The following is a 25758-nucleotide window of genomic DNA, read 5'->3' on the forward strand; positions in this document are numbered from 1 at the left end:
CCGATGGATTGGTGTGCAGTATTTGTGGTTAATGATTTGAAGCTTCTGGATAGATGTGGAAATATCAAACTGCCCGGTTTTTCTAACTGTGACTCGACCAACATGAGTACCTGCGTTTTTCCCTTTGGGGACAGCAGCCTTTACCATATCCCCAGTCTGGAAGCCGTAAACCTTTTTCACCCTTCTTATTCACTTGAGGGAAACCAAACTTGGTGATATTGCACATCCGTCGATGCCCGTAACCTGTAGCCTTGATTATCAAAGGTTTGACGACTTTGACTATGACCCGGTGGGGTGTTGAACTGCCAACAGCTACCGCATCTCCCCAGTGAGTTTTTTCTAATCCCAGACGAATGCGATTAAACTTGGTTTGTCCACCCGTCCCAGTTTCCACGGGTAGCCCCGTGGCTTTGAGTCGCTCAAACAAAACCCATCGGGTCGTATTAACAGCAGCAGCATCAGCCAATGGTTTTTTGAGTTGAGCAAAAATTCGATTGAGAACATCTGGCTTACCCGCCAAGAATTCTCGCATGTCTTGACTCCCTTTAGCTTGGTTGCACGGGCGACAAGCGATGGCTAGGTTGCTAACCCGGTCACTGCCGCCAAGTGAGCGTGGTTTGACGTGTTCGACTTCTAGTCGAGTGTCGGTTGCACCGCAGTAGACACAACACCGATTGAACTTTTCAAGGAGATACTCGCGAACCTCGTAGCCCGCCAGCTCGCCCTGTTGATACTCTGCGCCAGATACCTCTGAGTTCTGCATCTTTTGTAGATCGAACCTGACTAGCTCCTGGCTAATGCCCATGATCGGACAGACTCGTGATAATCGCCTTACCCAAGTCAATATATTTTGAACTCGACTGTTTAGAGATGGTGGCAACCACCCTTGGGGACGGCGGCGGTTATTGAACCGTGCTTTACGGTATCTAGTTTGGCGATTGCGTCGTGAGCGTCTCACTTGACGGCGGGTGGTAAGCGCATCTCGGATGGCGAACCCCCTATGAGTTAATTCGGCTGCCCATACCACCACATTGCTTTTGAGGACGGCAATTCCTGTGACTTTCGCTCCTGGGTCAATTTTTAATCTGTATTCTGAGACTTGAGAGTCCTTCACCTGTGTGTCAGGCAAAATGATGGTGAATGGAAAGCGACGAAACACTGACGCTGTGCCAGTACGAAGCAACTTTCTGGCGCGTGCTGGGTGAGTAGGAGCGAGCGGTTTTTTATTTTTGTCCAGTACAAACACAAACATAAGTTTTAATCTCGGATTGCTCCGGTAACGTGTTCCTCGACAAAGTTAAAGAGGCAAGTTCTGTCAAAGACACTGGCTTAGCTCAATAAACCTGTTTAATCCTTGACGACAGGGCTACAAACTGGAAAGCATTCGTAGGTGTCTTGACCTCTTTAACGTAGGCTTTTAAGCCTCAGTCATGGCTATCTTGTCCACAGTTGTCCTGTGTTGAGCGGATAGCGTAATGTTACAAAAGTTAATCAGCCTGCCGTTTACTTTTCAGTGTCATCAGTTTAATTAGGGATTGCTGCATTAATGTAGAAGGTATACAATACTTGGGTTTCAAGCATTTTTTTACCGGGGATGGTGCAAGCTTTTGGTACATAAATACTCCTCATCCTTGCATCTGGAGCAGGAAAAATGTATCCCCTGCCTCACACAAGACTCCCAACAGCAGCCCCGAATTAACCTCTCACCTCCCTACCGCCATCTGGACAATAAATCTGTGAAATCAGTGTTTTAAGGACGCGGATACTTAGACGCCGGTTCAAAATAGCGTACAGGCGAAGTCGAAACCCACCCTACGGTATCTCTAACCTGAAGATGAGAGAACTAACCTATCAGTGTAATCAGTGTAACTAACCTCTCCCCTCCCACCGCCATCTGGACAATAAATCTGTGAAATCAGTGTTTTAAGGACTAGGATACTTAGACGCGGGTTCAAAGTAGCGTACTGGCTCACCCTTCAACGCCTGACTCATAAAGTCGCGCCAAATCGGTGCCGCAAATCCGCCCCCTGTCGCCCCACCCCCTAAAGGTCTGTAATTATCATTACCAATCCAAACCGCCGTCGCTAATTGTGGCACATATCCGACAAACCAGACATCCCGTTCTGAACTCGTTGTTCCCGTCTTCCCAGCCGCTGGGCGTCCAATTTGAGCAGCGGTTCCGGTTCCACCTTGAATCACCCCTTGCAGAACAGCATTCAGTGAAGCCGTTGCCCAGGGGTCAAGCACAAGACGGGGTTTTGGGGTATTGTCTAATAACACATTGCCCACACTATCGGTTACCCGGACAATGATTGTCGGATCAGAATGCCAACCCGTATTCGCAAACGTCGCATAAGCCCCCGCCATTTCCAAAGGCGTCACCCCAATCGCACCGAGGGGTAAGGATGTGACGGGTTCCATGGGGCTTTTAATTCCCAAGGTGCGGCATACTTCAATCACTTTATCCAAGCCAACGGCTCTGCCCAGCTTAACCGCTGGCACATTTCGCGACTGCACCAACGCACTCCGAATACTCATCGCCCCACCGAAACCGCCACCATAGTTTCTGGGCGAATACCAGCCACTCCCATCCCGGTAACTGACAGGGGTATCCATCACCGTGGAATAAGGCGTATATTTACCACTGGCAAAGGCGGTGTAGTAAACAAAGGGTTTAAACGCTGAACCGGGTTGGCGTCGGGATTGAATCGCTCGGTTAAATTGGCTCTTTTCGTATCCAATCCCCCCCACCAAGGCTTTCACATAATGGGTACGCGGATCAACAGCCGCTAATGCCACTTGATCCGCATATAGCCCCCGGCGGCGCAAGTTCCGGTGAGCGCGAGCAATGGTTTTTTCCGCCATGCGCTGGAAATTATAATCCACCGTGGTTTGGACACGCATCCCCCCTTTGAGAACCGCATCTCGACCAAATCGCTCATTCAACTCCGCCACAACCGCTTCTGTAATATAGGGCAGTTGGCTAGTTTGCCAGGAAGTAGGCTTACCCACGCCCAAAGGTTGAGCTAATGCCTCTTTTTTCTCCACAGCCGTAATCCATCCCAATTCCTCCATGCGAGCCAGAACGATCGCTTGCCGTTTTTTGGCTAAGGGATAGTTGACAAAGGGACTATATTCTTCTGGAGACTGAATCAATCCAGCTAGCATGGCTGATTCTGCCAAGGTTAACTCGCTGGCGGGTTTGGCGAAGTAACTCTCAGATGCGGTTTGGATGCCATAATTGTTATGACCCCAATAGATCTGATTCAGATACATTTCCAATATCTGGTCTTTGGTGAAGATTTGCTCCAGCCGGATTGCCATAACTGCCTCGGCAATTTTCCGCGAGAACTTCCTCTCCCGAGACAGAAACAAGTTTTTCACCAGCTGCATAGTCAAAGTAGAACCCCCTTCAACTACAGCGCCCTTCTCCCAGTTGGCTAAAAAGGCTCTACCCACACTGTTGGGGTTAACGCCATGGTGAATATAGAAGTGGCTATCTTCCATGGCAATAACGGCTCGCTTGAGATTGGGGTTAATGTTTTCTAACTTAACCACCTCTCGGTTGGCTTCACCATGGAGGCTAGCCAAGTGCTTCCCCTTGATATCGTAGACGTAGGTCGTTTCCGTGGGAACATAGCCCCTGAGGACTCTCACATCGGGAAGATTGCGGAAGCTTGTCGCCAAGCCCACTAGCCCACCAGCCACAACCGAGCTAGTTAGCATGGTAATGCCGAGAATGGTTCCGCCTGTTACCTGAGCGACTCCTTGCACGAATCGGAAAGCGGGTGGCAATCCGTTTTTACTATCTCTTTGTTGTTTTTGTTGGATGGTACTAGACGACACTGTGATTTCACTTCCTCACTCAAGAAAAAAAATACTGAATAGCTGTGTGGGAGGCAACCTTAGGGGGATACGTTCTATACCTTCTATAGATGATTACAGAAATTTGTGCGAAAGTCAGGATTAGCGATGATTCGGCGTTGGCGATTCTTGTCCCCTGTAGACGTTGCTCCCAGCGTTGAATCAGTGGACGGGTTCTCCCTTAGATTTTAATATTAAGCCTGAGATAATTGTTCATGATAACAAACCGAAGTATTTTGGCTTTTGGCTGCAAAAATGGTAGCATTACCATTCTAGATTTGCATAGAAAACGGTAAATCGTGACATCCTCCCACAGCAAATCGGAGATTATGCTGTGGGCTTCCCAACCTCACGATTGGGCATTGCTCCCCTACGCCAGTTATCTAGGCACATAGCCCCCGACACCTCAACTTGAGAGCCAATTTCTTGCTTTTCCAGAGTCCCTGGATACGTTTCTATACCTCGATTACAGATTTCTTGAGCTGAAGCAATATCGCGATATACCTCGTATTTGCATTCAGGACAAGAATGTATTCGCTCAGAGAGTTCTTTCCTGACCGTGATTCGGCAATTCGGGCAAGTCTGGGAAGTCCCTCGGCAATCTACTTCGCCCACAAATACTCCTCGCTTCTTACCGACCAACTTGAGGATAGAGCGAAACTGCCCAAAACCAGCATCAATCGTCTGCTTACCCAGAAAACCCTTTGCCATGATTCGGAAATCTATGTCTTCAACAAAGATAGTATCCGCCATGTCACAAAGCTTATGGGCAAGTTTATACTGGTAATCCTTCCGCTTGAGTGCGATGTGATTGTGCTGCAACTCTACCTTCTTCCTGGCTTTCTCGTAATTCTTGGAACGCTTTTTTTTCTTCGCTAACCGACGTTGTAGCACTTTCAGCCGCCTTTGTTCGGTTTTGAAGAATTTACGTCCAGGTTCGACAAATCCATCACTGGTAGCCAGATAGGAAAGCAACCCCACATCTACCCCAATGGCGTGACCATGAGGTGAAGGATCTGGAATTTCCAGATCTGAGTACAGAGTGATTACTGCAAACCATCCCATTGCCTTTTTGACTACCCGTACTTGCCTAACCACAAATCCGTCAGGGATAGGTCGATGCAAGTTGATTTCCACTTTCCCTAATTTGGGCAGTTGGATGTGCCAACCTGTAACTGGGTTTGTCTTGAATTGTGGGAATAACATCGACTTCATTTGTCCCACTTTCTTGAAGCGGGGGAATCCATAACCCCTCTCCCTAAAGAAGTCCCAAGCATCATGTAACCTTCTAATGTTAGTCTGCAAGACTTGGGAGGGAACAGATTTGAGTCGTGGAAATTCCTTCTTAGCTTTAGGTAGATTGTTTTGTTGTTGGTGGTAGCTAGGAAAGGGATAATCGGCACTCATGATATACTCAAACTCCAAACTACACCTATCCATTGGACACTTGCGAGAAGCAATCCAGTCTTTGATTTCCCGCAACGCATAGTTGTAGGACACCCGCAATGTTTCCAACCACTCATCTAGAAGTTGGGCTTGTTGGTTATCAGGATATAGGCGGTAGGTGTGGTTTAGAATCATAGGTAGGTTCTACCACATTATCATTGAAGTGGTAAATGTCAATTTCGGGGATATTGAATCCCACTCAATTGACTTGGGGAATCCATGGTGTTGCTGAGCTTGTCGAAGCATCCCAACGCTAATCGTGGGACTTATCGCTCCCCAAACCCCTCAGCAGTTAAACATCTGCCATTCTCCTGCACGTTAATCTTGAAAGATTTCCCAGACGAATGTCAAACTCTTTAAACACAATGTCTCAGTCATTATCTTGGTTATACCGAGGTGTTAGTGACATTTTTCCCAACCAACCGGATTCTCAAGACCCGAGTGAGAACCTAGAGCAACGGATTCGCCAAACTGAGCGTCCTTTGCGGATCAAGTTGGGAATTGACCCGACGGGGACAGATATCCACTTGGGTCATAGTATTCCCGTAAGGAAATTACGGGCGTTTCAGGATGCGGGTCATACGGCTGTCCTAATTATTGGCGATTTTACCGCAAGAATCGGTGATCCAAGTGGTAAATCAGAAGTACGGAAGCATCTTTCTGACGAACAGGTGCAGCAAAATGCCCAAACCTACTTGGATCAGGTGCGTCCGATTTTAGATTTTGAAACACCAGGACGCCTGGAAATTCGCTATAACTCGGAATGGCTAAGTAAGTTGGATTTGGCGGAGATTCTCGATTTGTTAGCCACGATGACGGTGGGGCAGATGCTAGCGAAGGAGGGGTTTGCGGAACGATTTAAACAGGAAAATCCGATTTACCTGCATGAGTTTCTCTACCCCTTAATGCAAGGGTATGATTCTGTGGCAGTTAAGGCGGATGTGGAGTTAGGCGGAACGGATCAAAAATTTAATATTGCTGTGGGGCGAGACTTACAGCGGCATTTTGGTCAAACCCCCCAGTTTGGATTACTCCTGCCGATTTTAATTGGTACCGATGGTGTGCTGAAGATGTCGAAGTCGCTGAATAATTATGTGGGGTTGCAGGAGGCGGCTCAACCCATGTACCAGAAGCTGGAAGGGACTAAAGATAATCTGTTAGAGGAGTATTTTGAGCTACTCACCGACTTACCCTTAGAGGCACTCCCGGCAAATCCGCGCGATCGCCAACAACTCCTCGCTTGGACAATTGTCACCCAATATCATGGTCAAAAGGAAGCAGATGAGGCAAAAGGCGGGGGAGCTATCCCCGAATTTTCCCTCTCCCAAGTCGAGTTTCCCGCCAAGTTGTTTTATATCCTTAATGCTAGTGGGTTGTGTAACAGTAGTGGCGAAGGGCGGCGACAGATTAAAGGCGGCGGTGTGAAGCTAGAGGGCGATCGCATTACGGATGTAGACTGCACCTTTGATTCCCCAGAGGCTTTAGAGGGCAAGGTTTTACAGGTAGGGAAAAAGAAATCTGTGCGGTTGACATCCTAAGCAGCTAGTGCATGACAGCAAAAGTTTTTGACTACCGGGCGTGCAAGCAGAGGGAGCAGGGGAAGCTGGGGATTAGCGTAAATTTACAAATTTGTCAATAAAATCAGTGGGGCAAGTGGTATGATAAAAATAATCAGACAGTGTGTTCCATAGGAGGTTCGCTCATGTCACCATTATTGCCGCTCATACTGCTATGGGTTTTTCTAGGAATGGCTTTTTTATCGAGCATCCATGCAGAAGGCAGAGCTATTACTTAGAGCTTGTCAAAAGCACTTTAAAAGATATATTACGTTTCTCATCAGGATGAGGGACTTACAGCAGATTTAGTGGTTGATGAAGTACAGTCTATCTCAGCAAGATCCCCGACGCCCTAGGAGTTGTCGGGGATCTGTATCTGTGTACCTCACGCCATCTAAGGTGACACTCCAGAGTTTTGCCTTAGTAGGAACGAACAAGATACAGCTCGTTTTGCTATACTCTAAAAAGAACGAACATCCGAGGAAGTCGGATTCCTGTAAAGCGGTGCCTCGGAACTGAGTATCGTTCCTCAACAGTTTCGTACAAAACAGGCTATATGCCTGTGGGTCGGGAGAAGTCTTTCCCCTCTTGAGGAGAAAGACACTTCACGCATATCAATACAAAAAAAGGGGAAAGAAATTTCTTTCCCCTTAAACTATCTATGGGTTTGATAACAAGTAATAAGTTAATGGTAGGGGCGGGTTTTACGGATAACCTTTGACAAAAACCAATAACTTGACTAAACCCGCCCTTATTCAAGTGTAGGGGCGAGGTCAACCCGGAGCGAGTGTCAGAGCGCCTTCTTCTAGTGCATAAGTTGCACGGTTAAAGAAAAATGGGATAATCTGTGGCTACTTATCACCAAGCATTTTCCATGTCAGTAGCAGAGCGGATTATCGTCCCCTTAGATGTACCGACCGAAGCCCACGCGATCGCACTCGTGGAACAATTACCCCAGGTGCGGTTCTGGAAAGTCGGACTGGAACTATTTGTTAGTAGTGGATCGGCGATGCTTCAGGTTCTCAAAGAGCGGCAAAAACGCATATTTTTAGATCTCAAGTTTCACGATATTCCCAATACGGTAGCTGGGGCAACACGGGCGGCTGCTGGATACGGGATAGATTTATTGACAATTCATGCCGTAGCCGGTCGCATGGCGCTCAAAGGAGCGGTAGCCGCCGCGAAGGAAGGAGCAGAAGCCGCCGCCTGTTCACCCCCAAAGTTAATTGCGATTTCCCTACTCACCAGTTTGAACTCACGAGATTTAGCCTTTGATTTAAAAGTTCCAATTGAGTTACCCGAATACGCTCTACAGATGGCACTTTTGGCACAAGAAACCGGATTAAATGGTGCAGTTTGTTCGCCTCAAGAAGTGTCCCAGATTCGACAAGTGTGTGGCGATGACTTTCTCCTGGTTTGTCCCGGCGTCCGTCCCAGTTGGTCGGAACCGGGCGATCAACGGCGATCGATGACACCCGCAGATGCTCTGAAAGCGGGCGCTGATTACCTGGTAATTGGACGCCCGATCACGGCTGCGCCTGACCCCGTTGCAGCGTGGGAAAGAATTTGTGAGGAGTTATAGCGCTTAGCGCTGGTATAGTTATAATCATCAGCTAGATACCTATGGCGTAGTCAGTTAGCATTTGCGATTAGCATTTGCGATGACCAGTCAAACCATTGAGGATCTTCGGTGAGAATATCCAAGATGACATTACTATCTACCAAAATTTCGCTCATCGGTTTTCGCGAGTTAGTTGCATAATGTCGTTAGTTGTCAGTCGGTTAGTGGCTTTACCACGAATGGCAGTAATTATTTGTTTTCCTCGGCTAAAGCCTTGAGGCTTGCGAATGTGCAAGGTATTCCCTATTACTTCAAATTGAATTTCTGTCCCTGGTCGAAACCCAAGCTTGTTTTGAATGTCTGGAGGAATAGTAATTTTCCCGTCAGTGTCAATTTTCATGCTTTTTGTCCTTCTAACTAAAGTAACCGAATTATTAATGAATTCCCTGATAGTTTAGCGATCGCACTATTCTATTTTTGGGGTTGAAATAGTTTCTTGTCCAAGTCTTGTAACTCCTTATGAGTCTTAAGTTGCTCCAATGCTTAACCGTTGCCTGTTGGCTGGGATTTCAGATGGATGGTGGGGCATTTAACACCGATTATATCCTCGGCTCACAAACGCTGAGAATGAAACCAACAAAGCCAAGAGTCCTCCCCTGTACGCCTGCACTCCTGCACCCCTGTTTTCCTAAACCCACACTTCTAGCTCAATCGGCGACTTGTCCGGAGGATGTAGAAACCTTAACTTCTCTAATGCTGCGGGATTTACCGGACTACGCGAATCGGGTGATTCAGCGATCGCGCCCTGTAAATGAGGACATCGATATAGATCTATATATCATAGTGGCAGGGCGAGCGGAATTTCAACCCCTGACTCTCGGTCCCGGTTCCTATAATTCTGTGACGACTGCAAACGTAGAACCCCCACAGCAAGTGTTTTTCACCACTCTAGAACGCCAATATGTTGAGGGAGGTGCGATCGAACGAGAGAGTTTTCACTGGCTATTTTTAACCAATACCGATAGTGGATGGCGTTTGGCTCTGATGTTTACGCGCCTAGGTTCACCTTCACCAGAACGCCCACCGACGCCGCCAAGAGAGAGTAGCGATGGTATTATGGGTCGAGCCGTGCAGCTCTGGTTGCGAGATTGTCGGGCGGACGCAATTCGAGCCTCATACAGATAGTGGTCTATCTTACAATTTAAGTTAGTGCTGAATCTGTTGGATTTGATTGAGGGCATCTTAGTAAATACCTCAACTTCAGTTTTTAACTTTCCTTTGCTAGTGCCAGATTAATGCCCGATAATTTGCGACAAACTATTGCTCTTTACCTAGAAGACATTGAATCGCCTGTGGGTAGGCGGGTTAATTTGCTGATTATGGGGTTAATCCTCTTATCTTCAGCAATTTTCGTGTGCGAGACTTATCCCATACCGCCGCCGCTTCGCCTAAGTCTAGATAGTCTTGACCGAATTATATTAATTATTTTTGTTGCCGAGTATTTACTCCGATTTTGGGTTGCTGAATCTAAAGTTAATTTCTTTTTTAGCCCGGTTTCTCTCATCGATCTAATCGCGATCGTGCCTTTCTTTATTGGCGTGACGGATATCCGATTTATTTTAATTTTCCGTTGGTTTCGGATCTTACGGTTAATTCGCTTCCTTACCTTTAAAATTTATGTTTTTAGACTTAGTAATCAAGATGCCATTATCTTAGCTCGAATATTGTTTACATTGTTCACCATAATTTTTGTTTACTCAGGATTAATTTATCAAGTTGAACATGGAATAAATCCTCAAAAATTCAAGACATTTTTAGATGCCTTCTATTTCGCTGTCGTAACGATGACCACCGTTGGATTTGGTGACCTCACGCCAATTTCAGAAGGGGGTCGATTACTAACAGTGCTGATGATTTTGACAGGCATTGCTTTGATTCCTTGGCAATTGGGCGATTTAGTCAAGCACTTACTTAAAACGGCTAACCAAGTGGAGAAAGTCTGTGTCGGGTGTGGTTTACCTTTTCATGATTCTGATGCTCAGTTTTGCAAAATTTGTGGGACTAAGTTAGAGCAGGCTGATTGATTTCATTAGGGCGCAGACAGAAACCTGAATAGTGGGGGACACAGATTGACACAGAGAACTAAATAATCGCCTCACAATCATCTTTTCATCCTTTGCCAGCGAGAACTAACGCCTCCGTGTAATCAGTGCTACCAGCCTACCACGCCCCACCTCTACCATTCCTGCCAATCCGAGAAATCAGTGTTCCAGGTTTTGGGTATAGCTGGGTTAATTTGTCGTAGTCTCAACTCCAGTCAGTTATAAATCTTCGATTTCCTGATAGAGTTCCGCTAAATCCTGCTGTTGAGTTCGCCGAGAACGCTGCCGATATTTCTTGGTTTCTAACTTTGGTTCGTACTGGGTTTGTCCCTTTCCTTTGCTTTTCGCCTTGAGAGTGGATTCGGGATCAGCTTGTTGGTGCAACCGTTCCTGACGTGCGATCGCTTCCTCTAAGAAACCCAGATAATGATCGTAGCGTTCCCAGTCTCCCTGTACCGCACAGTTAGGTTCATCTCGATGTAAGCAGTCACTAAATTGACAACTGGCTACCGCTAACCGTTGTCGCGCTTCGGGAAAGTAATGGATTAAATCGGCTGGCGTGCAATCCAAGTCAGGCTGATTAAATCCCGGCGTATCTGCCAATAAACCCCCTTGGGGTAACTCAAACAATTCTACATGGCGGGTAGTGTGGCGTCCCCGTCCTAATTTTCCGGTTACTTCTCCCACGCGCAGGTTGACTTCGGGGGCAAGTTGGTTAATTAAACTGGATTTTCCCACTCCAGACAATCCAGCTAAGACGGTAATTTTCTGGTTTAAGCGATCGCTGAGTTCGGCTAAACCTGTGTTAGTGTAAACGCTGATAAATAGGGGCTGGTATCCCCAGACGTTCAAGCGTTGTTGCCACTGCTGTTGTTCTTCTGGTGTGACTAAATCACTTTTATTGAGACACAAACACACCTGGAACCCCGTCGATTCTGCCTTGACTAAAAAGCGACTCAGTTGATAAGCATCCAGGGTAGGTTCTGCTAAAGCAAAAACTAAGAGAATTTGTTCAGCATTAGCCACAGGAGGACGATCCAGTTGGGTTTTCCGGGGGAGAACTTCTGCGATCGCACCTCGATTCCCCATCCAGTCGGGTTCTTCGATGACCACGCGATCGCCAACCATGACCCGTTGACCAATTTTTTTCAATCGGGAACGACGGGTACACAATAGTGTAGAGACGTAGCATGAGGAGTCTTCTTGATCACAATTAGACTCTAATCGAACCTGATAGAAATTCGCCTGAACTGCCAGAACTGTCCCCAATAAGGGGGCAGATAACTCAGACGGTGGGATATCGACTACTTCGCTCATGCAGAAGCTTGCGGACGCCGTACTCTTAGGGCAAAGTAGTCTTTGCGATCGTCGAGTGCCTCAATCGGATACCCTGCCATCGCCAGACTATCAGGAACCTGTTCAATCGGTTCCCCTGGATCAAGCCACACTTCTAATAAAGAGCCGGGCGTCATTTGTTCTAGACGTAACTTAGTCCGCACAAAGTTAATTGGGCAAGGTGTTCCTCGCAAATCCAGTTGAGCATCAGGTGTCTGATTAATTGTCGATCCCGTGGGCTTACTCATCCGCGAAACAGTCCTCCCAAAAAGTCTTCTAGCCCTCCTTTACCCGTGCGATCGCCTTTAATTTTTGCCAATTTCTCCAGTAATTCCCGTTCCTCTGTGGTGATTCGGCTGGGAATATCAATTTGAATCGTAATCAAATGATCACCCCGACTCACCGGATTCCCTAATTTTGGCACCCCATGATTTTCCAACGTTAACACCGTATTCGGTTGGGTGCCTGGGGGAATCTTTAACTCCACCGGACCATCAACGGTATTAATCTGGAGACGGCAACCTAAAATAGCTTGTAAATAGCTAATTTTCAGATCCGACAGAACATTAATTCCATCCCGCTGAAATTCCGCATCTTCCTCAACAAATAGGTAGACATATAAATCTCCTGGAGGACCACTGCGTAATCCAGCATCTCCTTCCTTAGAAACCCGTAGCCGGGTTCCATTATCCACACCGGGGGGAATCGTAATTTTTAGCTTTTTGGTTTCTTGTTTGCGACCTGCGCCCCCACAGGTTTCACACTTATCCTCAATCACCTGTCCTTCGCCGTTACAGGTTGGACAGACTGACACTTGAGTGAAACTGCCAAAGGGAGTACGAGTAGCGCGACGCACTTGTCCTGAGCCGCTACAGGTCGAACAGGTACGCGGTCGAGTTCCCGGTTTAGCCCCCGTACCGTTACAGGTATTACAGTTTTCTAGGTGAGGAATGCGAATTTCCTTTTCCCCACCGAATACAGCTTCCCGGAATTCTAGCTTCAAGTCTAGGCGCAGGTCATCCCCTCGCGTCGGTCCACCCCGCCGACGTCCCGTTTGCTGACCCATACCCCCAGCAAAACCGCTGAAGAAGCTCTCAAAAATATCAGCAAAACCCATATCCCCAAAATCGGGATAGCCGGCTCCAGCAGCACTTGAGGATACACCCGCCTCACCAAAGCGGTCGTATCGTGCCTTCATTTCGGGTTCGGAAAGGATTTCGTAAGCTCGATTAATTTCTTTAAATCGCTCTTCCGCTCCTTGTTCCTTGTTAACGTCGGGATGGTACTTTCGGGCAAGGCGACGGTAAGCCCGCTTTATTTCTTCTTTGTCAGCGTCGCGAGAGACGCCGAGAGTCTCATAGTAGTCAGGCATAGAGCAATGCGGGAGGGTTAGATTACGTTGTGGGTTAATCGGGGTAGTTTGTACAGAGAATCGGCTTTATCGCCACCGAGGGCTGATATCCGGATTACCTGCACGTCTATCCATTTTGGATAAAAAACCAGCGAATTGCTACTTACATTTAGGTAGGCATTGCCTTAGTCAACTGTTTCATAGTCAGTATTATTTACCGTTTCATCATCAAAGTTCAGAATTAACTCTTCTTCTTCGGGTTCCGACTCAGAAGGTTCGCTAACTTCTACAGGTGAGGCAAGTTCCTCCTCGCTTTCGCTAATCTCATCGGGTTCCAAATCGGGCGCACTCTCTTGGTAGACGGCTGCACCAATGGTAAACAGGGTTTGTTGGAAATCTTCTAGTTGCTGTTTAACGTCTTCCACTGGAATCGAGGGGTTTTTGAGTGCAGCTTGTAGCTGTTGCTTTTTCTTCTCTCCCTGCGCCTTCAAGTCCTCGCGTACCAAATCGGCATTGTCTTTTAGGGTCGATTCGTAACTGTAGAAGAGGCTTTCGGCTTGATTTTTCAGTTCCACCAGTTGCATCCGACGGCGGTCTTCTTCGGCAAATTGCTCGGCTTCTTGGCGCATCCGTTCCACTTCACCAGTATTTAATCCACCGGTGTTGGTAATCCGGATGCTTTGTTCTCGTCCTGTGCCTTTATCCGCCGCTGAGACGTTAAGAATTCCATTAACATCAATATCAAAGGATACCTCAATTTGAGGCACACCCCTCGGAGCCGGAGGAATGCCTGCCAGTAGAAACTTACCCAAGCTCTTGTTATCACGAGCCATCGCTCGTTCACCCTGGAGGACGTGAATTTCCACAGAGGTTTGTCCGTCCGTCGCCGTGGAAAAGATTTGTGATTTACTGGTGGGGATCGTGGTGTTACGTTCGATAATTTTGGTAAAAACTTCGCCTAAGGTTTCAATCCCCAGTGACAATGGAGTTACATCTAGTAGCAACAAGTCTTCAACTTCACCGCCCAAGACGCCCCCTTGAATGGCTGCACCTAGGGCAACCGCTTCATCGGGGTTAACCGACTTATCGGGTTGGCGACCGCCAAAAAACTTACTAATCGCTTTCTGGACGGCGGGGATGCGAGTCGAACCCCCGACCAGCAGAATCCGGTCAATATCATCGGGCTTAAGTTCGCCATCTTTGAGCGCTTGTTTTACGGGTTCAACGGTGCCTTTGATCAAGTCGCTCGCCAGTTCTTCAAACTTCGCTCGCGACAATTCCATCTCTAGATGTTTAGGACCCGTTTCATCTGCGGTAATAAACGGCAGGTTGATCGAGGTGTTCAACATGCTAGAGAGTTCAATTTTTGCCTTTTCTGCGGCTTCTCGCAAACGCTGTAGCGCCATTTTATCTGCGCCGATGTTGATGCCTTCTTGTTCCTTGAACTCCTGGATCATCCAGCGCACGATCACGTTATCGAAGTCATCTCCCCCTAAATGGTTGTTGCCAGACGTGGCTTTGACTTCAAATACGCCGTCACCCAGTTGCATTACCGATACATCAAACGTACCGCCGCCTAAGTCAAAGACGAGAACTTGGTGTTCTTCGTCTTGCTTGTCCAGCCCATACGCCAATGCTGCAGCGGTTGGTTCGTTGATGATCCGCAGCACTTCTAAACCTGCGATGGTACCGGAATCTTTGGTCGCTTGCCGTTGAGCATCGGTAAAATAGGCAGGGACTGTAATCACCGCTTGTTCTACGGGTTCACCGAGAAAGTTTTCGGCATCGGCTTTCAGCTTTTGCAGGATCATGGCAGAGATTTCCTGCGGGGTATATTGATGGGAGCGGATCTGGACATCAACTGTATCATCACGACCCTTAACACAGGTATAGGGAACCCGCGATCGCTCTTCTACCGTGTCATCCCATCGACGACCAATAAACCGTTTAATACTATGGACAGTATTTTCTGCATTGGGAACTGCCTGACGCTTCGCTAGTTGACCAACCAAGCGCTCATTCGATTTGCCAAATCCCACAATACTCGGTGTGGTTCGTCCGCCTTCCGTGTTGGAAATGACAAGGGGCTGACCTCCTTCGAGGACAGCCACGCAACTATTTGTTGTGCCCAGGTCGATGCCAATGACTTTTCCCATAGCGCTTCGGCCTATCTGATCAGTAAGGTTTTCTTTTTAAGGTGATAATCTGTGGCTACAGAACTCACCTGACGTGCGCTCAACCGTTGTTTGGGGTTGATTTTTTTAGAGACGGACACCCAAGGGGGGAGTATCCCCGTGCCACTTAACTTTCTGGTTCTGTCGAGGTGTCTTCCTCTGAGGTTACCACGGGCTCTGGAGCCGCAGCAACTTTAACCATGGCATGGCGCAGCACGCGCTCGCCCAAGAAATAGCCACGCATCAGTTGTTCGATGACGATTCCTTCGTCATATTCCTCACTCGGCTGTCGCATCACTGCTTCATGGAAATTGGGATCAAACTCTGTTCCTTCCGGACGCATCGGCGAAACCCCAAGGCGTTTGAAGGCTTCCACCAGTTGTTTGTAGATCCCTTGATAACTCTTATGCACCGCCATCTCCCCATCATTTTGAGGTTTGATTTGCGATCGCGCCCGCTCAAAGTTATCGACCACGGATAATAACTCGCCCAGAGTATTACGCTTTACTTGATGTTCTAAATCTTCTTTTTCTTTAGCCGTCCGCTTGCGGAAGTTATCAAAATCGGCAGCCATCCGCATGGATTGGGTTTTAAAGGCTTCAAATTGCTGATTAACTTCCTCCAGTTGAGCTTTGAGGAGTTCATTTTCCTGCTGCAAGGTTTCGATAACCGCGACATCCTCCTGCTGACCGGGCAATCCGGCAGAGTCCGATTCCGCCGACTCACTCTCCACGCCTTGCCCTGCCGAAGTTTCTGCCGCTTCGTCTGTCACTTCAGCGGTTGCCGCTTCTGCCGTTGATGGTGACTCGACATCGGGTTGTGTGCCAACCTCCTCCTCGGAAGTTGTCTCATTTAAATCGGGGTTATCTGAATTCACGGTCTTCTGCTCATCTGTTTGTTGCAACGTAGTATTTGGTTGTTTGTCTTCGTCACTCATAATTCACTCGTACTAAAAACTCAATCAATCTCCTGCTCCTTCAAGGTATGGCAACATTTACCTTGCCCAGATTAACGGCAAGATTTGGGGCAGGCTAAAGCCCCAGGCATCAAGTCCGGATTGCTACCTCCTCAAATCCTAGTACATACTGGGTAAAATTGTCTGTTAGGTAACCGTTAAGATAAAACTTGAGGCGGTATCCCCATCTATAATAAGGAATAGAGTATTCTATCAGGGTATAGAGGACTAATTTGAATTCAGTCAGAATTCTATCACGTTTAGATTATCTGAAGACTTGCATTTCACCCTTGCCAGGATATTGGTAACTCCAGCATGTTGGCATCCAACCTTATTCGCGCCTCAAAGTGTTTCCCAGCATGGGTAATCTGATCTAAACCCAGTGAGAAGGGAGCCATTCTGAGATCCGTCCAGCCCTTTTATTCAAATTGGTGGCAAGGCGAATGGGGTTACCGTTGTCGCGTATCCAGTACGACAAAAGCTAAAACTTTTAGGAATTCTGTAATCAAGGAGATAGTCTCACTCACTATGACTCAATCCCCATCATCATCAGCAAGACGTGCCCTTGTTGTCAAAAACGATTTTTCGCCCTTTGGAAATAAACTGGTTCAATCAGGTTACGTTGATGACAGTCAAATGCGGCAAGCTTTGACGGAGAGCCGCAAGTCAGGACGACCTCTGACCGATGTCGTTGAATCAATTACCGGGCGTCAGTTGCCACCCGACTTAATCCGTCAGTACAAGAAACAGCAACTCTTTGAACTCAAAATACTTTACGGTGTTGAATCTCTTGATCCGGAACTTGGTGATATTTCTGGTCACCAAGTCAAGGAACTCATTGAAAGCCTAATTCCCATTGACATCTGTAGTCGCTATCGCTTAGTGCCTTTATCCAGGAATGACACACAGCCGCCATCGGTTCTAGTGGCAATGGTTGACCCGGATAATCTCGATGCCCAAGATGATCTAAACCGGATTCTGCGCCCTCAAGGGGTTGGGCTAAGGCGGATGGTGATTACCCAGGAAGACTATCAGCATCTAATTAATCAATATCGCGATCAAAAACTGGCACAGGAGAAGGAACAGGAAGCTGCCAAGCAGACAGATATCAGTAAGGATCTGGAGAATCTCGATACGCTTTCCGATGCACCAGAAGAAACGGAGCAAGACATAGGGACAGCCTTGGGTGAAGCCAGTGGTGCCCCGGTGATTAACTTGGTGAATCGAATCCTCGCCAAAGCCCTACAAGAGGAAGTCTCCGACATTCACATCGAACCCCAGGAAGAATACTTGCGGGTTCGTTTCCGCAAAGACGGCGTACTGCGGCAAGCCTTTGAGAACTTACCCAAAAAGATCAAAGATGCCGTTGCTGCTCGCTTCAAAATTATGTCAGATTTGGACATTGCTGAACGCCGAGTACCTCAAGATGGCAGAATTCGGCGCATGTTCCAAGGGCGCAAGGTTGACTTCCGAGTCAGTACCCTACCCAGCCGCTATGGTGAAAAGATTGTCCTGCGGATTTTAGATAACTCTAGCACCCAGCTCGGTTTGGACATTCTGATCACCGACCCAGAAAGCTTAGAAATTGTCAGGGAAATGACAGCACGCCCCTTTGGGCTGATCTTGGTCACGGGTCCGACGGGTTCGGGTAAATCCACAACCCTATATTCTATGCTGGCTGAGCGCAATGACCCAGGTGTCAATATCAGTACCGCAGAAGATCCGATTGAATATTCCTTACCTGGTATTACTCAGGTACAGGTACTGCGGGAAAAAGGCATGGACTTCGCCTCGATTCTACGCTCATTTCTACGGCAAGACCCAGATGTGATTCTGGTGGGTGAGACGCGAGATAAGGAAACGGCGAAAACCGCGATTGAAGCAGCGCTCACGGGACACTTAGTTTTAACGACTCTCCATACCAACGACGCGGCGGGCGCCATTCCCCGCTTGGATGAAATGGGGGTCGAACCATTCATGGTGTCAGGTGCGCTCCTGGGAGTTTTAGCCCAGCGCCTGATGCGGCGAGTTTGTAAGGAGTGTCGCACACCTTACCAGCCTACTGCTGCGGAACTGGCTCGATTTGGTTTAACTGCTTCCAGCGAAGGGGAAGTCACCTTCTATAAAGCCAATACCCTACAACCCGAAGAAATTACCGAAGCTCGCGCCAAAGGAACACTCTGTCAAAAATGTAATGGGGTCGGGTACAAAGGACGAGTGGGCGTTTATGAAGTCATGCGGAACTCCGAACGACTGCAACTCCTAATCAATGAAGGAGCGCCTACCGAACGGATCAAAGAAGCAGCGGTTGAAGAAGGGATGAAAACCCTATTATCCTACAGTTTAAACCTAGTGCAGGATGGTCATACCACGTTGGAAGAAGTTGAACGAGTCACGTTTACTGATTCCGGTCTTGAGGCAGAACTGAAAGCCAAACGTAAACAATCCCTCTCCTGTAGCACTTGCGGCGCTGGGTTAGAACAGGAGTGGTTAGACTGTCCGTACTGTATGACCCCACGTTTCCGTGACTAACTGCTGCGGTATTCCTGAATTGTTGTAGACTTCAACCTCCAACAATTATTGATTAAGCCAAAAACACTAAAAAGTAACAACTGATTCTGATTGGGAGACAATGCCATGCCAATGGATTTAATGATTGAAGACTTGATGGAGCAGCTCGTTGAAATGGGTGGCTCAGATATGCATATTCAAGCTGGGGCACCGGTCTATTTCCGCATTAGTGGTAAACTCCAACCCTTTGGGGAAGACCCACTGAATCCCCAAGAATGTCAGAAGCTGATTTTCAGTATGCTCAATAATAGTCAGCGCAAAGAATTAGAGCAGAACTGGGAATTGGATTGCTCTTATGGGGTGAAGGGATTGGCTCGTTTCCGGGTCAATGTTTATAAGGAGCGCGGCTACTACGCCGCTTGCTTGCGAGCATTGTCCTCCAAGATTCCCAACTTTGATATGTTAGGTCTGCCGGATATTGTCCGGGAAATGAGCGAACGTCCTCGTGGATTAGTCCTGGTCACTGGACCCACGGGTTCAGGAAAAACCACCACACTGGCGGCAATGATTGATTTAATTAATCGCACCCGACCTGAACATATTCTCACCGTCGAAGACCCGGTTGAATACGTTTTTCCCAACATTAAAAGCTTAGTTCACCAACGTCAAAAAGGTGAAGATACCAAAAGCTTTGCGAATGCGCTCAAAGCCGCCTTACGGGAAGACCCGGATGTGATTCTGGTCGGCGAGATGCGGGATTTGGAAACTATTTCACTGGCGATTTCAGCCGCAGAAACGGGTCACTTGGTCATGGGAACCTTGCACACCAGTTCCGCCTCTCAAACTGTGAACCGGATGCTGGACGTGTTTCCGCCTGAACAACAAGCTCAAGTCCAAGCTCAGCTCTCGAACTCCTTGGTCGCCGTCTTTAGTCAAACCTTGGTACCCAAGAAAAACCCGAAACCGGGTGAGTTTGGTCGGGCAATGGCACAGGAAATTATGATTGTCACCCCTGCTATCTCTAACCTAATTCGGGAAGGCAAAGTGTCTCAAATGTATTCCGCTATCCAAACCGGGATGAAAATGGGCATGATCACCATGGAACAGACATTGGCAAACTTAGTCAAACAGGGAACGATTTCCTTTGAAACAGCCGTGTCCAAGAGTTCTAAACCTGACGAATTGCAGCGTATTCTCGGCGGTGCTGCTGGAATGGCTGGTGCGGGTGCCAAAGGCGGCAAGGTTGGTGCTAAGACTCGCTAAGTTATCAGGGTTAGTTCTCTCGTGAACTGGAAAAAATATCACCGGACAACTAACCCTTTCCTTCAATCCTTTTTTCATTCAGACGCAAGCTATGCCTACCTTTATTGCTGAGGTTCGGGATTCCAACGGAAATGCCAAAAAAGAGAAAGTTAAAGCTCTTTCTACGGATCAAGCCCGTGCCCACTTTCAAAATCAATATTCCAGTGTTGGCAATATTCAGAAAGCGTTTAGCCTGGAAGACCTAAATTTAGACGCACTCCAGGAAAAAATGACGAGCGTCAGTGTCAAAGACCGAGCCGTTTTTTCCCGGCAATTTGCGGTAATGGTTAATGCTGGGGTCGCCATCGTGCGCTGTCTGGGTATCTTATCGGAACAATGTGCTAATCCCAAGCTGAAAAAATCCCTAACGGCAATCAGTACCGAGGTGCAGCAGGGAACCAGTCTCTCCGATGCCATGCGTGAACATCCCGCCTGCTTCGACAAACTCTATGTCAGTATGGTGCAAGCGGGGGAGGTTGGCGGTGTTTTGGATGAAGTTCTCAACCGATTAGCCAAGCTGCTGGAAGATATGGCGCGGCTGCAAAACCAGATTAAGTCGGCAATGACTTATCCTCTGGTGGTTGGTGGCTTTGCTGTACTGGTGTTTTTGGGCATGACCATTTTTCTCATCCCTATCTTTGCCGGGATTTTTGAAGAAATCGGCGGAACATTACCAGCCCTGACTGCCTTTATGCTCTGGTTGAGTGGTGTTCTCAGAAGCTGGTACGCTCTGATTCCAGTTGGGGTGATCATCTTTACCACATTTGCCGTCAAACAGTACTACAAAACCCCACCCGGTCGTCTACAAATCGATGCACTCCTATTGAAAGTACCTCTGTTTGGTGAACTGAATGAAAAATCATCAGTCGCCCGGTTTTGCCGCGTCTTCGGTACGTTGACTCGTTCCGGAGTTCCCATTCTTAATGCGTTAGATATTGTTCGGGATACCTCAGGAAACCAAGTGATTGCTAACGCTGTGGAAGCTACCAAGCAGGAAATTCAGCAAGGGGGTTTGATCAGTGTTGCCATGCAAAATGAGCAAGTTTTCCCCGGTCTAGCTATTCAGATGATTAGTGTTGGTGAAGAAACTGGGGAATTGGATTCAATGCTGATGAAGGTTGCCGATTTCTACGAAGATGAAGTTGAGCAAACCGTAAAAGCTTTGACCAGTATTTTAGAGCCTGTGATGATTATTGTCATCGGGGGAATGGTTGGGACAATTCTGGTCTCTATGTATCTGCCCATGTTTAAAGTGTTTGAAACGTTGGGTTAAATTCGGGAAAGATTTTCCGGAGATGGATAATCCATTCCTACAACCGTTTGATGGTAGAGGATTTGCTATGTTGAATCAGCCACTCGTACAGCATGAGGGAAAAAACTATCCTTCACGCATTACTGAAACGCCTATAAGGAAAGCATTTTGAAGGTGTGAATTCCCAGGGAACGGTACTAACAACCTGAGCAACCTCTACTGATTCTCCACGACTGTTCGTGAATAGTATTTAAACTAATCAACAAGACGTTAGTAAATCGCCACTTATTGAAAAATGCCAGTTAAGCCATCTAATTACGAAACAAGTTTAGCCGAATATAGCCACCATGAGGGGGCGTTGGCGCTTCTGAAGCAATATCGACCTTACTTGGAAATGATTCCGAGTATGCGCCGCCCCTCAGAAAGTGTGATCACGATTCCTCTACCTATTGTGCGCCTACGCCATCTCCAATCCTCAACAGGACATTCTAATCTAACAAGCTTGAATGGAACCGTTAGCTTACCCTGTGATGTTGCTATGTTAATGTGTGACCCAGAATGGAAAATAAAAATGGGGGTGGAAATTATCATTCTCATTCATCGCCCTCATGAAGATTTTTCGGGTTTATTGAGTCGTTGGCGTCAGACGCAAGTGTTGCTAGACAAAGATTATGAGTGGTTGATGCCTCCTCGCCATCAACATGTTCTCAGTGAAGGCGTTGACCGGATTTATCCGTTGTTTGTAATCTTCCCGGAAACACCCCAACGGATTCAACGGGGTTTACTGGGGGCTAGTTTACCTTTTGTCATGCAAAGTCCAGATTATGTGATGGAAGAGGAAAAATCAGAAAGCTTCTCTACTGAACGTCCACCTGCTTAGTAGAGACGTAGCATGCTACGTCTCTACATTCGGTCTTCCCCAATCCCCAATCACCATAGACTATCGAACAAAATGCGGCATCACTTCAGCTGCCGTCAATAGCCCGCAAAGACCTCTTTGATGTAATGATATCCCTGCTTTGAGGTAGCCAAAGGCTGGACCACAGACATTAGCCGCCATACTGGTTTCATCACCAAGGGTAAAGGTATGGGTTGAGGTTTTGCCCTCAAAGGTGCGTCCGGTTATTTGAACATTTGTACTTAAGGGTTTTTTCGGATTGCGGGTATCAACAACGCCGCCGACGGTGACGCGATCGCGAGAGCATATCCCAGCTAATTCCAACATGATATCATCGGCATGTTCCATATTCTCTAAAGTGAGAATACCATTGGTTTTATCTAGGAGGGCTTCTACATCCGCATCACTCATCTGACGTGCCTGTTCTACATCGTAGCCGGGAAGATGGGCAATATCTTCTCGAATCGTGGCGCGATAGGCTTCCCAATTAGCAATACCGACACCAAAGGTAATGTTAACGCTGTGTATTTCAGCATAGCTTTGAGCCGCGATCGCAGCCGCAGCCGTTAACAATCCCGGAGTAGCACCACATCCCGCCATGTAGGTGATTCCCGCCTCTTGGAGTTCATCTTTCATGGCGAGTAATTGTTCCACCGCACTGGTGCGCTTGAGGGCGTCTACGAGTACCCCCCGCCATCCTGATTGGATAAACTGACGGGCAACTGATGCCATAAACGTATTCGGCAAATTGGGTAGGGCAAGGAAATAGCCATCCACTGCCGCATTTTCGATTAAATCAGCAATCGTGTTATTGCTGAGAGTGCCTGCGGGTTCGAGATACCCCAGTGATCCTTGATTATGATACATTGCGATCGCGCGATCGCAATCTAATCCAGTCCCATTGTATGCCCAACCTTGTTTATCAGCAGCCGCGACCCAAATCATATCCCGTTTACCAGCCAGCACTCTAGCCGCCGCTTGTCCCAATCCGCCAAAGCCTAAAATACCGACTCGAATGGGTTTGTTTAACGTAGAATCCATCAAATTTGCCTTATGGGTCTCACTCATAGCGATACACCTTAAATCACACAAACCTTCATTATCTCTCACCACTTCCCCCGCTCCCTCTGCTCCCTCTGCTTCCCCAGCTTCCTCTGCTTTCCCAGTTCCCCCACCTGACCTGTGCCTCATCTCTATGTATCTTTTTGTTAAGAACACAATTTGGACAATCCTGCCGCTTGACTGGGAGGGCAAGATACGCGAAACTTAACAAAAGATTAGTGTATGATACTAATCAAGTATTAATTTCTGTTAAGGTTCAATTCGCTATGATGCGAATAATAACGAGAGATGGCTCAACTGGCGAGATAGCTGGTTGTGTACACTCAGAGGCTGTCGCTTAATTGGTGTTACAGCCCGGAACTGGAGGACTGACCCAACCGTTAACAAACTGATGGAAACCTTAGAATTTGTCATTTATCCAGATGGTCGAGTGCAAGAGAAAGTCACGGGTATCGTTGGCGCCTCTTGTGCGGAAGTGACTGCTGCCATTGAAGCTCAGTTGGGGCAAGTCGTTTCGATGGAGCAAACATCGGAATACTTTACCCAACCGACTCAGCAGTCGGCAACAGCAACCGCTCAAGCGACCTATAGCTCTTGGTAAGTTTTTTTGTTCAATTAGCTTTCTTTAACCAAAATGTCACATTTCAGCAACATAAAAACTCAAATCCGCAACCTGACCTCTTTACAATCAGCATTAACTGACCTGGGCGTAGACTGGAAAGCAGGTCCGAGTGAAGTGCGTGGATATCGTGGTCAAACCCGAACCGCCGAAGTTGTTATCGAACAAGATAATAACTACGATGTCGGTTTTGCCTGGAATGGCAAAGAATACGAGCTAGTTGCCGACCTACAATACTGGCAACAGCCTTTATCCGTCGAGGGTTTCCTCAACCGTATCACCCAACGGTATGCGTTTCATACCGTGATGAGTGAAACTGCCAAGCAAGGGTTTCAAGTTGCCCAACAAGAAAATAATCAAGACGGTTCAATCCGTTTAGTTGTCCAACGCTGGAGTGCGTAATGTCTGATTTCTCCCCGACACCAGAGCGTTCCGGTTTAGAACCCGAACTCGGTGGCGTCTTCCGAGATGCACCAGAGCGTTCCGGTTTAGAACCCGAACTCGGTGGTGAGCTGCGGCAGAAAGGTGTTTATGTCGATGAAATTACCTGTATTGGTTGTAAGCATTGTGCCCATACAGCTCACAATACATTTTACATCGAGCCAGATCATGGGCGAGCGCGTGCCTTTCGCCAAGATGGTGACCCAGAAGATTTAATCCAAGAAGCAATTGATACCTGTCCAGTCAATTGCATTCACTGGGTAGACTACACCGAACTCAAGCAGCTAGAAGACGAGCGACAGTTTCAGGTTATTCCCGTGGCTGGATTTCCGATTGAGTCGGCTGTCGTGGCGACCAAAATGCGGCGCAAGAAAGCCCTTAAACAATATAAGTCAAAAACACGCCCAAAACAATAGACTTTTCGTTACAGTCTCTGGTACAACAAACCTCGATGGTTCATTGCCGTTGAGGTTTTTTTGTCATTGGTTATTTGTTCATTGTTGATTGTTCATGGTTTATTGTTCACCCAAGCATTACTGTGAATTTGGTTGTTAAACGGTGATTCCATAGTCCCTTTCTTCATCAAACGTTAGTTAATTCAATTTACTCAAGGATAGGAATTACTTTTCTGATAACTTATGGGCAACGGGACAGTTTTTTGAATTGCACAGGAATTGCATGACCCAAAGACCCGGAAAACCGTATCGACGATTCGTCTATTACTGTGCCAGTTGAGAAATTGTTTAATTGTTCGCCATTTGTCCCCGGTAGGGGCGACCCGCCGCATTCAATTAACACCACCCAACCTTTAATGTTATCGGGTCGCCCTCCGCCCGGTATTGGTAATGTCTAACACAACATTGGCACAAGGGCGAGTCGATACAGGTTAATTCTTACACCGAACATGTTTTGCAGCGACTCGCCCCTACAACCGTGATTATTCCGACAATCCCAATCATCCTGATAATCACGAGGCTAAACCCTAAACCTTTGGTGTTCTCGTAACCCGCCAGATTTAATTAATATTACCTAACCTCTAATTGTATCGGGTCGCCCTCCGTCAGGTATGGGGAATTATCGGACATCGCATCCATAAAAACAATGGTAGGGGCGACCCGCCGGATTCAATTAACACCACCCAACCTTTAATTTTATCGGGTCGCCCTCCGCCCGGTATTGGTAATGTCTAACACAACATTTAGACAAGGGCGAGTCGATACAGGTTAATTCTCACACCGAACATGTTTTGCAGCGAGGAGCCCCTACAACCGTGATTATTCCGACAATCCCAATCATCCTGATAATCACGACGCTAAACCCTAAACCTTT

At 47.4% G+C, this 25758-nt stretch carries 20 protein-coding genes and 2 pseudogenes; 11 read left to right on the forward strand and 11 right to left on the reverse strand.

Going from position 1 to position 25758, the window contains the following annotated elements; translation table 11 throughout:
- The 3 genes and pseudogenes from iscB to RIG27_RS20750 form a co-directional block, all read right to left on the reverse strand.
- Positions 1-1252, reverse strand: a pseudogene (gene iscB, locus RIG27_RS20740) (RNA-guided endonuclease IscB); the annotation flags it as partial.
- Between the two features lie 671 nt (positions 1253-1923).
- The gene (locus RIG27_RS20745; protein WP_446348279.1) at positions 1924-3846 is read right to left on the reverse strand and encodes a transglycosylase domain-containing protein; all 1923 of its coding nucleotides are present in this window, start codon (positions 3844-3846) and stop codon (positions 1924-1926) included.
- A gap of 345 nt (positions 3847-4191) precedes the next feature.
- Positions 4192-5445 carry an RNA-guided endonuclease InsQ/TnpB family protein gene (locus RIG27_RS20750; protein WP_446348281.1) on the reverse strand — a complete coding sequence of 418 codons (1254 nt, stop codon included), beginning with the start codon at positions 5443-5445 and terminating at the stop codon, positions 4192-4194.
- Positions 5446-5654: 209 nt separating this feature from the next.
- Here RIG27_RS20750 and tyrS point away from each other — a divergent pair, with 209 nt between their 5' ends.
- Both tyrS and pyrF read left to right on the forward strand, forming a co-directional pair.
- The gene (gene tyrS / locus RIG27_RS20755; RefSeq protein WP_446348283.1) at positions 5655-6848 is read left to right on the forward strand and encodes a tyrosine--tRNA ligase; all 1194 of its coding nucleotides are present in this window, start codon (positions 5655-5657) and stop codon (positions 6846-6848) included.
- Positions 6849-7740: 892 nt separating this feature from the next.
- Positions 7741-8448: an orotidine-5'-phosphate decarboxylase gene (gene pyrF / locus RIG27_RS20760; RefSeq protein ID WP_446348286.1), complete on the forward strand. Its 708-nt coding sequence runs from the start codon at positions 7741-7743 to the stop codon at positions 8446-8448.
- A gap of 56 nt (positions 8449-8504) precedes the next feature.
- Here pyrF and RIG27_RS20765 read toward each other — a convergent pair.
- Both RIG27_RS20765 and RIG27_RS20770 read right to left on the reverse strand, forming a co-directional pair.
- Positions 8505-8603 (reverse strand): annotated as a pseudogene (locus tag RIG27_RS20765) (DNA-binding protein); the annotation flags it as partial.
- Positions 8600-8827, reverse strand: coding sequence for an AbrB/MazE/SpoVT family DNA-binding domain-containing protein (locus RIG27_RS20770; protein ID WP_446345873.1), 228 nt, complete (start codon positions 8825-8827; stop codon positions 8600-8602). The pseudogene RIG27_RS20765 and the gene RIG27_RS20770, both read right to left, overlap by 4 nt.
- Before the next feature lie 119 nt (positions 8828-8946).
- Here RIG27_RS20770 and RIG27_RS20775 point away from each other — a divergent pair, with 119 nt between their 5' ends.
- Both RIG27_RS20775 and RIG27_RS20780 read left to right on the forward strand, forming a co-directional pair.
- The gene (locus tag RIG27_RS20775; protein ID WP_446348288.1) at positions 8947-9612 is read left to right on the forward strand and encodes a hypothetical protein; all 666 of its coding nucleotides are present in this window, start codon (positions 8947-8949) and stop codon (positions 9610-9612) included.
- Positions 9613-9722: 110 nt separating this feature from the next.
- The gene (locus tag RIG27_RS20780; protein ID WP_446348290.1) at positions 9723-10511 is read left to right on the forward strand and encodes an ion transporter; all 789 of its coding nucleotides are present in this window, start codon (positions 9723-9725) and stop codon (positions 10509-10511) included.
- Positions 10512-10748: 237 nt separating this feature from the next.
- On the opposite strand, the gene rsgA is transcribed toward RIG27_RS20780, so the two are convergent.
- The 5 genes from rsgA to grpE form a co-directional block, all read right to left on the reverse strand.
- Positions 10749-11846 carry a small ribosomal subunit biogenesis GTPase RsgA gene (gene rsgA, locus RIG27_RS20785; protein WP_446348292.1) on the reverse strand — a complete coding sequence of 366 codons (1098 nt, stop codon included), beginning with the start codon at positions 11844-11846 and terminating at the stop codon, positions 10749-10751.
- Complete coding sequence (locus tag RIG27_RS20790; protein WP_446348293.1) at positions 11843-12112, reverse strand: sulfurtransferase TusA family protein; 270 nt, start codon at positions 12110-12112, stop codon at positions 11843-11845. The genes rsgA and RIG27_RS20790 overlap by 4 nt, the downstream gene beginning before the upstream one ends.
- Positions 12109-13236: a molecular chaperone DnaJ gene (gene dnaJ, locus RIG27_RS20795; RefSeq protein ID WP_446348295.1), complete on the reverse strand. Its 1128-nt coding sequence runs from the start codon at positions 13234-13236 to the stop codon at positions 12109-12111. The genes RIG27_RS20790 and dnaJ overlap by 4 nt, the downstream gene beginning before the upstream one ends.
- Positions 13237-13400: 164 nt before the next feature.
- Positions 13401-15371, reverse strand: coding sequence for a molecular chaperone DnaK (dnaK, locus tag RIG27_RS20800; protein ID WP_446348297.1), 1971 nt, complete (start codon positions 15369-15371; stop codon positions 13401-13403).
- A 145-nt stretch (positions 15372-15516) separates the two neighbouring features.
- The gene (gene grpE, locus RIG27_RS20805) at positions 15517-16326 is read right to left on the reverse strand and encodes a nucleotide exchange factor GrpE (protein ID WP_446348299.1); all 810 of its coding nucleotides are present in this window, start codon (positions 16324-16326) and stop codon (positions 15517-15519) included.
- Between the two features lie 546 nt (positions 16327-16872).
- Here grpE and RIG27_RS20810 point away from each other — a divergent pair.
- The 4 genes from RIG27_RS20810 (at position 16873) to RIG27_RS20825 (ending at position 22289) form a co-directional block, all read left to right on the forward strand.
- Positions 16873-18876 (forward strand): GspE/PulE family protein, encoded by a 2004-nt coding sequence (locus RIG27_RS20810; RefSeq protein WP_446348301.1) that lies wholly within the window; start codon positions 16873-16875, stop codon positions 18874-18876.
- 111 nt (positions 18877-18987) lie between these two features.
- Positions 18988-20118 (forward strand): type IV pilus twitching motility protein PilT, encoded by a 1131-nt coding sequence (locus RIG27_RS20815; protein WP_446348308.1) that lies wholly within the window; start codon positions 18988-18990, stop codon positions 20116-20118.
- A gap of 91 nt (positions 20119-20209) precedes the next feature.
- Positions 20210-21430 carry a type II secretion system F family protein gene (locus RIG27_RS20820; RefSeq protein ID WP_446348303.1) on the forward strand — a complete coding sequence of 407 codons (1221 nt, stop codon included), beginning with the start codon at positions 20210-20212 and terminating at the stop codon, positions 21428-21430.
- A 274-nt stretch (positions 21431-21704) separates the two neighbouring features.
- A complete protein-coding gene (locus RIG27_RS20825) occupies positions 21705-22289 on the forward strand; it encodes a hypothetical protein (RefSeq protein ID WP_446345853.1) in 585 nt (194 codons plus the stop codon).
- A 60-nt stretch (positions 22290-22349) separates the two neighbouring features.
- Here the strand turns inward: RIG27_RS20825 and bioU are convergent, their stop codons facing one another.
- Positions 22350-23375, reverse strand: a complete 1026-nt coding sequence (gene bioU, locus RIG27_RS20830) for a (S)-8-amino-7-oxononanoate synthase BioU (RefSeq protein ID WP_446348310.1) — start codon at positions 23373-23375, stop codon at positions 22350-22352.
- A 385-nt stretch (positions 23376-23760) separates the two neighbouring features.
- Between bioU and RIG27_RS20835 the strand changes: the two genes are divergently transcribed.
- Genes RIG27_RS20835 through RIG27_RS20845 form a run of 3 tightly spaced genes read left to right on the forward strand, consistent with a single transcriptional unit; the run spans position 23761 to position 24845 of the window.
- Positions 23761-23970: a DUF2997 domain-containing protein gene (locus RIG27_RS20835; RefSeq protein WP_006102996.1), complete on the forward strand. Its 210-nt coding sequence runs from the start codon at positions 23761-23763 to the stop codon at positions 23968-23970.
- Positions 23971-24003: 33 nt separating this feature from the next.
- Entirely contained in the window at positions 24004-24390 is a 387-nt protein-coding gene (locus tag RIG27_RS20840; RefSeq protein ID WP_446345850.1) for a DUF1257 domain-containing protein, read from the forward strand.
- Complete coding sequence (locus tag RIG27_RS20845; protein ID WP_446348306.1) at positions 24390-24845, forward strand: ferredoxin; 456 nt, start codon at positions 24390-24392, stop codon at positions 24843-24845. Before RIG27_RS20840 ends, RIG27_RS20845 begins: the two co-directional genes overlap by 1 nt.
- Positions 24846-25758 lie beyond the last annotated feature (913 nt).

The sequence above is a fragment of the Coleofasciculus sp. F4-SAH-05 genome (assembly GCF_040222985.1).
Classification (GTDB): Bacteria; Cyanobacteriota; Cyanobacteriia; order Cyanobacteriales; family Coleofasciculaceae; genus Coleofasciculus; species Coleofasciculus chthonoplastes.